The organism is Bacteroidota bacterium (assembly GCA_018831055.1).
GTDB lineage: Bacteria > Bacteroidota > Bacteroidia > Bacteroidales > B18-G4 > M55B132.
In genome coordinates, this window is record JAHJRE010000163.1 from 1 (window position 1) to 9,502 (window position 9,502).

The 9,502-nt window shown below is 45.5% G+C and carries 4 protein-coding genes; 3 read left to right on the forward strand and 1 reads right to left on the reverse strand.

From position 1 onward, the window contains the following. Positions 1 to 447 (reverse strand): NADP-dependent malic enzyme (locus tag KKA81_10590; GenBank protein ID MBU2651372.1); only part of this gene is annotated, 447 nt, incomplete at its 3' end. A 196-nt stretch (positions 448 to 643) separates the two neighbouring features. On the opposite strand from KKA81_10590, the gene ruvA reads away from it, so the two are divergent. From ruvA to gcvH, 3 genes are all read left to right on the forward strand, one after another. Beyond that, positions 644 to 1,243 carry a Holliday junction branch migration protein RuvA gene (gene ruvA, locus KKA81_10595; GenBank protein MBU2651373.1) on the forward strand — a complete coding sequence of 200 codons (600 nt, stop codon included), beginning with the start codon at positions 644 to 646 and terminating at the stop codon, positions 1,241 to 1,243. A 77-nt stretch (positions 1,244 to 1,320) separates the two neighbouring features. Then, positions 1,321 to 8,643 carry a cell surface protein SprA gene (gene sprA / locus KKA81_10600; GenBank protein MBU2651374.1) on the forward strand — a complete coding sequence of 2,441 codons (7,323 nt, stop codon included), beginning with the start codon at positions 1,321 to 1,323 and terminating at the stop codon, positions 8,641 to 8,643. 292 nt (positions 8,644 to 8,935) lie between these two features. Further along, positions 8,936 to 9,316, forward strand: coding sequence for a glycine cleavage system protein GcvH (gcvH, locus tag KKA81_10605; protein MBU2651375.1), 381 nt, complete (start codon positions 8,936 to 8,938; stop codon positions 9,314 to 9,316). The last annotated feature ends 186 nt before the right edge of the window (positions 9,317 to 9,502 follow it).

A 9,502-nucleotide genomic window follows, 5' to 3' on the forward strand; every position in this document is an offset into this window, starting at 1 on the left:
CCTGTCCTCAATCTCGAAACATTCGGGAGCCTTAACATCCTCCAGGTTGATCCCTCCAAAGGTCGGAGCGATCTGTATGACCGTCTCCACAAACTTGTCGATTTCCTTTGTTGATATTTCGATATCGAACACATCAATGTCGGCAAATACCTTAAACAGAAGCCCCTTTCCTTCCATTACCGGTTTTCCGGCCTCTGTCCCGATATCCCCTAATCCCAGCACGGCTGTCCCGTTCGAAATGACAGCCACAAGATTGCCTTTGGCAGTGTACTTGTAAACATCATCAGGATTTTTCTGGATCTCAAGACAGGGATCGGCAACCCCCGGAGTGTAGGCAAGCGAAAGATCACGTTGTGTCGCATAAGGTTTGGTAGGAATAACTTCCAGCTTTCCCGGCCTTCCCTGCGAATGGTAGTTAAGAGCGTCTTTTCTGAATAAGGTGTCCATAACAAACTGTATTATTGTTAATTAATTAACAAGCAAAATTAAAATAAAAGTCCGAATTTACATAAAGTATTCAATAAACCTTATTAACAACGCATCAATTTAAATACTTTATAAATTTGCTGTCGATAGCATTGCCGGAAAACAATGAAACGATATCTTTGTACCGGCAAAAGAAATGAGTTATTGAATTCCAGGCATGTATTCATATATTGAAGGGAAACTCGTGGAAAGAAATCCGGCCTATGCCGTCATTGACGTGCATGGCATCGGATATATGATCCATATTTCCTTGAACACATACGGGAAAATCGGTGATAAAGAAAACTGCAGACTCCTGCTTCATCATGTGGTGAGGGAGGATGCACAGTTGTTGTTTGGCTTTGCAGATGAAGCCGAGCGTGAGTTATTCAGGCAACTGATCTCGGTATCGGGGATAGGTTCAAACACAGCGAGGCTTATTTTATCGTCTCTCCCTCCCGATGAGTTGAAGGAAGCCATCATAACAAGAAATACGGTTACCCTGAAATCCATCAAAGGTATCGGAGCTAAGTCGGCCGAGAGGATCATCGTCGACCTCAGAGATAAACTTGAAAAAGAGGGTATTCCCATTGAAAAAATGCAGTTTACGCACAATACAAAAAAACAGGAAGCGTTAAGAGGTTTAGCTGTGCTGGGGTTTCCCAAATCATCTGCAGAAAAGGCAATCGATAATATCCTGGAAGAGGCTCGTGCCAGGGATGACATCGCCGGGCTGACCGTGGAAGAAATCATTAAAAAAGCACTTAAAATGCTTTAATGATAAGTCGTTCGTGAATCGAAGACCTGTGAGGGCAATAAATAGTAAAACTAAAAAGATCAAACTGGTTATCGCTGTTGGTACGGATTTTTAAATATATAGTAACACTTCTCGCTTTACTCTCACTGTTTGTCATTGTGTGGGATACCCCTGCAAAGATAAGGCCTGCAGGCATGTTTGATGATCCTGCCTATTACACCCCTCCCGATACAACCAACGAAAATGATACCACACTGATCATGCGGTATCCTTTCAACGATAACAACGATCTGCTATTTGCCCCTGCCGATACCCACGGACTGTACCTGGGTCAGCCGTCCAACCTGAAAACGGAAATAGAATACAACCCGGAGACAAACGAGTATATTTTCACCAACAAAATGGGAGACCTGGATTACCGCAATCCCACGTCAATGTCGTTCGACGAATATCGCGACTGGGAAATGCGGAATTCGCTACAGTCCTACTGGAGGGAAAAAGTTAAGACAGAAGGGGGCGTTGACCGCGGCGACGGTATCATCCCCACCATCTACATCGGGAGTAAAGTATTTGAAACCATTTTTGGAAGCAATACCATCGATATACGTCCCCAGGGATCTGCCGAGTTGATTTTCGGAATTCTTGCCAACAAAACGGATAATCCCACGCTAAACGTAAGGCAAAGACGTACGGTCAATTTTGATTTCCAGGAAAAGATTCAGCTCAATGTTGTTGCCAAAATCGGTGATAAGATTGAGTTCCGGGCCAATTACAATACCGAGGCAACATTTGATTTTGAAAACAAACTGCAGCTAAAATACGAGGGCAAGGAAGACGATATCATCAAACTCATTGAGGCCGGGAATGTATCCATGCCCCTCAATACTACTCTTATTAATGGTAGTCAAAGCCTCTTCGGCATTAAAACCCAGCTTCAGTTCGGTAAAACCACGGTAACGGGATTATTCTCACAGCAGGAAAGCCAAACCTCCTCGGTCACCGTTCAGGGAGGAGCCCAGACCAACGAATTCAGCCTTACTGCTGTCGACTACGACGAAAACAAACATTTTTTCCTGTCGCAATATTTCCGTGATAACTTTGAAAGAGCGCTGAAGGATCTCCCCATTATCACTTCTGACATTAACATTCAGCGTATTGAAGTATGGGTAACCAATATAGGCGCAGCCGTCACGGAAAACAGAAATATCGTGGCCTTCCAGGATATCGGGGAGTACAGTAAGATACATAATACTGCACGCATTCACCCTATTCCTGGAAACTACTTACCTTCCAACAACTCCAACGACTTGTTGCGGCAGATCGATACTGCCAAAGTAAGGGACATTAATACCGTTACCAATTATTTAAAGGGTACGTTTGGGTTTGTACCGGGTATAGATTTTGAAAAAGTGGAGGTTGCCAGGAAATTGGATCCTTCGGAATTTACCTTCAATCCCAAACTGGGATTTATCTCTTTGAATACGACGATCAACTCCGACCAGACCCTTGCGGTAGCTTATCAATACACCGTAATCGGATACGACACCGTGTTCCAGGTGGGAGAATTTTCCGATCAGGGCATCAATGCTCCCAACTGCTTGATAACCAAACTCCTGAAAAGCACATCCCTGAATACCCGCATCCCTATGTGGAACCTGATGATGAAAAACGTTTATTCCCTGGGGGCATATCAGGTCAACCGCGACAAATTCATGCTGAACATCTTTTATTCTGGCAATGAAAAAGGTGTTCCAACCGGTTATTTGACGGAAGGGCCGGAAGGTATCCAAGGTGTTCCCCTGATCCAGGTACTCAATTTCGACAATCTGAACACATTCCTGAACCCGCCTGCCGACGGTATTTTTGATTTTATCGACGGGGCAGCTACCAATGGAGGTACCATACAGTCTTCGAACGGGAAGATATACTTTACTGTCCTGGAACCCTTTGGTAATTACCTGCGCAAGAAGATCACCGACAATGGCGGCGACACCTCGCTGGCCAACAAATATGCGTACGATTCCCTGTATACTCTGACCAAGGTAGGTGCGGAACAATATCCCGACAAGAACAAATTCCTCATTCAGGGAAGCTATCGTTCTGCATCCGGAAGTGAGATCTCACTCAATGCTTTCAATGTACCCAGGGGCTCTGTGAAAGTCACCGCAGGAGGCAGGGTGCTGACAGAAAACGTTGATTACACTGTTGATTACACGCTTGGCCGGGTTCGTATCATCAACGAAGGCATCCTGAATTCCGGCACACCCATTAATATCTCTTTGGAAAACAATTCTCTTTTTAGTCTTCAGACCAAGCGACTTATGGGAGCGCATATCGACCATGAGATCAGTAAGGATTTCCACCTGGGTGCGACCATCATGAACCTAACGGAACGGCCGTTAACACAGAAGGTAAGCTATGGTAATGACCCCATCAGCAACACCATATGGGGGTTTGACTTCAGCTATCAGACCCAGTCGCGATTCCTCACAAAATTAGTCGACAAAATACCACTGATCGACACCAAAGCACCATCAAATGTTACCGTTGATGGTGAGTTCGCTCATTTCATACCCGGTCATTCCAAGGTGATCGGCAAAGATGGTACTACCTATATTGATGATTTCGAAGGTGCCAAATCAACCATCGATTTGAAAAACCTGGGAACCTGGTTCCTGGCCAGTGCACCGCAGGGGCAGCTTGACCTTTTCCCTGAGACGGAGATTACGCTGGATTTAAAACGACAGATCGACTACGGGAAAAACCGTGCCAAACTTGCGTGGTATATCATCGACCCGCTGTTTTACGACCGCAACAACAACCTGGTGCCTCCGAATGTAAATAAGAACGAGCTTTCGAAAAACTCTGTGAGGCAGGTTCTCGAGACCGAGGTTTTCCCTAACAAAGATGTTCCAACCGGTACACCCACCAATATCCCCGTTTTTAACCTCGCTTATTATCCTGAAGAAAGAGGACCGTATAACTATGATATATCACCTTCTTTTTTCTCTGCCGGTATCAATGCCGACGGAACCTTGCGCAATCCGGAAACACGCTGGGCAGGGTTAATGAGAAAGATCGAGTCGACCGATTTCGAGGCAACCAACGTCGAGTATATTGAATTCTGGATGATGGATCCCTTTACTGAAGACAGCACCAATGCAGGAAAGCTCTACTTCAACCTGGGAGATATATCAGAAGACATCCTCAGGGACTCCAGGAAATCATACGAAAACGGGCTTCCGACCACGGCAACGGTGACCAATGTTGACACAACGGGTTGGGGTCGCGTTCCCAATGTACAATCGCTGGTGGAATCCTTTGATAATGATCCTGCTTCCCGTCCTTTCCAGGATGTGGGTTACGATGGTCTGGGTGATGATGATGAGCGCTCATTCTTTGCCATACAGAATGGCCTCCATGCTTATCTTGATTCCATCGCTGCCATTTTCGGCACTAATTCACAGGCATATATCCAGGCTTTTGGTGACCCGTCGTCCGATAACTATCATTATTTCCGGGGTACGGATTACGACAACAACACGCTTTACAGCAGTGTTCTGGAACGATATAAAAACTATAACGGTCCGGATGGCAACTCCCCCACCGACCAGCAGAATCCCGAATCCTACCCGACGGCAGGAACTACCTTACCCAATGTGGAAGACATCAACCGCGACAATACCCTGAGTGAAGCGGAAAGGTATTTCCAGTATATGATAGAACTGGATCCCGACAAGATGAAGGTTGGGGAAAACTATATCACCGATATCCAGGTAGCACAAAATGTGCAGCTTGCCAATGGCGATTTCACTACCACAAAGTGGTACCAGTTCAAGATCCCGATCAGTCAGCCCGAAAAGGTGGTTGGAGACATTCAGGACTTCCGTTCTATTCGTTTCCTGCGTATGTTCGTCAAGGATTTTGAAAGGCCGGCAGTACTCAGGTTTGCCACTCTGGAGCTTGTCAGGGGCGAATGGCGTAAATACCGCCGCGACCTGTTTGCTGCAGGAGATTATATCCCCAACGATATTCAGGCACAGACAACTTTCGATATATCCACCGTAAATATTGAGGAAAACGGTCAGCGCAGCCCGGTTCCCTATGTTATCCCTCCGGGCATCGAAAGGGAGATCAACCTGGGAACCACCAATCTGATCCGGTTGAATGAGCAGTCGATGGTTCTCAAGGTTTGTGACCTTGTCGACGGCGATGCCCGCGCAGCCTACAAAACCACCGAGCTTGACCTGCGGCGATACAATAAGCTGAAAATGTTCGTCCATGCAGAGAAAGCTCTTGCCAACCAGGATCTGGAATATGGGGATCTTACCGTTTTTGTACGTTTGGGAGCTGATTTCACGGAAAACTATTACGAATATGAGATCCCTCTTTCTTTCACTCCCTGGGGGACATCAGCAGGCAATCCTGATGGGATCTGGCCCTATAACAACCGCATGGAGATCAACCTGGAGGAGTTGGTAGATGTCAAACACCGGCGGAATATTGCATCCAGGGATCCTAACTCAACTGTTTCACCTACGGTTCCATATATTGAATATGACGGGGCGAACAAGATCACCGTGCTGGGTGTCCCCAGCATCAGCGATGTGCGGGCAATCATGATCGGTGTGCGCAACCCCAGGAAGTCTGGGGAAAGCGAAAGCGAAGGCAAATGCGCGGAAATCTGGGTAAACGAATTGCGCCTTACCGACTTCAAAAAAGATGGAGGATGGGCTGCAACAGCAAGGATCAGTGCCGATCTGGCCGACTTCGGACGGGTGACCGTTTCCGGAACCCACAGCACCTCCGGCTTTGGAAGCCTCGAACAAAAAGCAAATGAAACACAACTGGAAGCCATTACTCAGGTTGACATAGCCACTGACCTGGAATTAGGTAAATTCTTTCCTGAAGAAACAGGGATCAGGATCCCCATGCATTTTGATTACTCGCAAACCGTCAGTAATCCTGAATATAACCCACTTGATCCTGACATCAAACTCAAGGATGACCTGGATTCCTATAATACTACTGCGGAAAGGGACAGCATCAAGCGGCTGTCACAGGATTTCACCGAAAGGAAAAGCATCAATTTCATGAATGTTCGCAAAGACCGTGTTGGAGCCAGTAAAAAGCCCAGGGTCTACGACATAGAGAACTTCAACGTCACTTATGCCTATTCGGTAATCTACCACCGCGATGTGGACATAGAATATGAATCCCAGAAGCAACACAGGGGAGGTCTGGGGTATAATTTCAATAATACCCCAAAAAATGTTATGCCCTTTGAAAAAGCAGGATTTGCAAAAAATAAGTCGCTGAAGATCATCAAGGATTTTAACTTTTACTACCTGCCCAAGTCATTTACATTCCGGACAGAGATGCTCCGCGAATACAATGAGATGAAACTGAGAAACAAGAGCGATTTCCCGATCAAGATCATTCCAACCTTTGTAAAAAGATGGGATTGGAACCGCACCTATAATCTCCGTTTTGATCTTACCAAGGGTCTTTCCCTAGAGTTAAACGCGCAGGCGGATGCTTTTATCAACGAGCCACCCGGAAGCATTGACAAGAGCAGCGAATACTACGACAAAGCGGCAGCCGATTCAATTCGTGTTAAAGACCAGCTCCTTAGCCTTGGAACCATGAACCGGTATACTCAGAATTTTAATGTGAGCTATAAGGTTCCTATCGACAAATTGCCCATGATGGACTGGATAGGCATGACAGCCAATTACCAGGCTATGTACACCTGGATGGCCTCTCCATTATCGGTACAGGACAGGCTTGGCAATCAGATAGAAAATTCCAATACGGTTCAACTAAACGGCAACCTGGCTTTCGACCGTTTATACAACAAATCCGCTTATCTAAAAAAACTGTTAAGGAAAAATACACGAGGAGGAGGACCTACACCTGGAGGCCAGGGCAGAAGAAACATGAGCATGGCAGACCAGGAGCAAACCGAAGAAGAAAAATCCGATACCACCGATACAAAGCCCAAAATCAATTACTTCAAGATCATAGGTGAAGGCTTCCTGAAAGTCATGCTGGGAGTAAAGAAAGCCACCATCACCTACTCTGAGAACAACGGAACCTACCTTCCCGGTTTCATGCCGGAACCGGATATTCTGGGTAATTCCACAGGAGGGGCCTGGGCACCCGGATTGGGATTTGCTTTCGGCAGCCAGAAAGATATACGATATGATGCGGTAGACAATGGCTGGATCACCACTGACTCCCTGCTCAACCAGGCCTATATGCGAAAGCACAGCGATGTTTTTACGTATAAGGTATCCGTTGAGCCTTTTAACGACTTCAAGATCGAGCTTTCGGGCGACCGGAATTTTGCCAGAAGCAACCAGGAGTTCTTCCGGGCAGACAGCGAAGGAGCATTCCAGGTATATACACCAACAGAAAGTGGTAGCTTCAGCATTTCATTTATATCGATTAACACCGCGTTTGAAAAGGAAGGAGACAACAATACCTCCACTGCTTTTGATAACCTGAAGCTTTACCGCGGGGAGATTGCCGGCAAGCTCGGATCAGAAAACCCCAACAGTTCCGGGAAAGATCCTGTATACGACTCTATCACAAAGGCATTTTATCCATATGGTTATGGACCAACCAATCAGGATGTTTTGTTGTATTCCTTCCTGGCTGCCTATACCGGGAAAAGCCCATCCAAGGTTAAAACCGATATGTTTACAAAATTCCCGTTACCCAACTGGAGACTAACATACAGCGGACTCACACAGATTGCATTCATCAAACAATACTTCCAGAAGATCAACCTGACCCACTCATACAGGTCAGTATATAGCATCAACTCCTACCGGACTAACATAAGTTATGTTGAGCAGAATGATTATCCGGTTGAATTATATCTGAATTCGAATATTTATATCCCGGAATATGAACTCGGACAGATTTCCTTAGCCGAGCAATTTGCCCCGCTTTTCGGGATTGACATGACCTGGGAAAACAGCCTACTGTCGAAATTTGAATACAAGAAATCAAGGAATCTGACCCTGGCCTTTGCCAATAACCAGGTAACGGAAGTAAAAACCAGCGAGATCGTGGTAGGTCTGGGGTACCGGTTCAAAGACCTTGCATTCAGCATCCGTTCTATTGGAGGAGGAGGCAGGAAAACAAGGATTTCCTCAGATCTGAATATTAAGCTTGATTTCTCCATCCGTAAGAATAAAACCATCCTGCGCCGCATCGATGAAGCTGTAGATCAGGTTTCGGCCGGCCAAAGGATCATCTCCATTAACGCTTCCATCGATTATGCACTCAGCCAGAAAGTTAACATTCGATTGTTCTTCGACAAGATCATAAACAACCCTTATGTTTCAAACCAATACCGCACATCAACAACAAACGGCGGTTTGAGCCTCCGGTTCTCCTTGTCGCAATAATAAATAACAGTTTTCTATTGGTTATCAGGAAGGTTTAAAAGAAGGTTGCAGGTTTCATGTTGCAGGTTACAGGGTTACCGGTGACTTAATAAACACATTGGATCCATTTTTCTGCGAGAGTTATATTGTTTTTGTGATGGGTCATCATCCTGCAACCTGTATCCTGCAACTTGCACCATTAATCCACTTTTCCCTGTGTTAAAAAATTTCATTTCCTATATTATTTTTTTCACTCCCTGGAGAGCAATTATCGAAAAAATGTATTTTTGAAACGAATTTTAAAACATAAATCATGAACATTCCTGAAAATTTTAAGTACACCAAAGAACACGAATGGATCAAGGTGGAAGGCGACGAAGGTACTGTGGGCATCACCGAATTTGCCCAGAAAGAATTGGGTGATATAGTCTTTATTGAAGTTGAAACTGTAGGCGAAACCCTCGACAAGGATGAGTCGTTCGGAACCATCGAGGCTGTTAAAACTGTATCGGACATGTTCATGCCGGTTTCAGGAGAGATCACCGAGTTCAACGAAAATCTTGAATCCACTCCTGAGACCGTTAACAGGGATCCATATGGCGATGGATGGATAGTAAAGATCAAGCTGACAGACGCTTCTGAGCTTGATGAACTGCTGGATGCCCAGGCTTATCGTGAGCTTATTGAATCCTGAGAAACTAAATGTTTTTCCGGTATAACTGGCCGGGATTGCTCTGGATCCTGCTAATATTTATTATTACAGGATTACCGGGTGATTATGTCCCCACTGACCTGAGTTTCCTGGAATGGCTGAGCCCCGACAAATGGGTGCATATTATACTGTTTGGTGTTTTGTCATTTCTGTTGTTGCAAGGTTTAA